At 38.8% G+C, this 570-nt stretch carries 1 protein-coding gene; it reads left to right on the plus strand.

From position 1 onward, the window contains the following. Positions 1–210 precede the first annotated feature (210 nt). Positions 211–543: a hypothetical protein gene (locus tag V7R39_RS17745; protein WP_075176702.1), complete on the plus strand. Its 333-nt coding sequence runs from the start codon at positions 211–213 to the stop codon at positions 541–543. Positions 544–570 lie beyond the last annotated feature (27 nt).

Genomic DNA, 570 nt, shown 5'->3' on the forward strand with positions numbered 1-570 from the left:
GTCTATCTAAAAATTAACATTCGTGGACAGCAGAAGCATGTTCCTTTTTACTGAATCAAATTGGAAGTAAAAAAGAACGGAACCACTGTAAAAAAATTAAGTCACTCACTGCGTTCGCTGGGACGCAAACATGTGGGCTGCTTCGCATTATAGCCCACATGTTTGCGTCCCTTATTTAGAAGTTAGAGTCTTCGGAAAAAGGGAATTTTAATGAATAAAATGACTAAATTTTTTGGTAAGCATTATGACTTTATAAAGTGGCAATCAGAATGCTACGCCTTATCTGTTGGTTTCTTTACAGTCTCAATTCTGTGCTTCAAATATCTAGAACAATTGGTTTATGTCCTAGGAATCATCTCTGGTGTTTTTTTAGGCCTAATAGGTCTAGGGTTGACATTAGCAGCAATTGACAAAGCCCAAACATATATCGGAGACAAGATTGCAATCAAGGGAAGCCCTCTCTACATGTTTTGGGGCTTGGTTTATGTATCAACAGCCGTTTGTACGGGTTTTGCACTTACTCTCAAGGTTGTTTCAGAGTGAACGACTCTAACAAACCACTCAAGGCTC

It is taken from the genome of Alteromonas sp. P256 (assembly GCF_036864455.1).
GTDB lineage: Bacteria > Pseudomonadota > Gammaproteobacteria > Enterobacterales > Alteromonadaceae > Alteromonas.

Excerpts from the sequence above, each read along its gene's own strand:
- V7R39_RS17745 (WP_075176702.1), top strand. The coding sequence starts at position 211 with ATGAATAAAATGACTAAATTTTTTGGTAAGCATTATGACTTTATAAAG.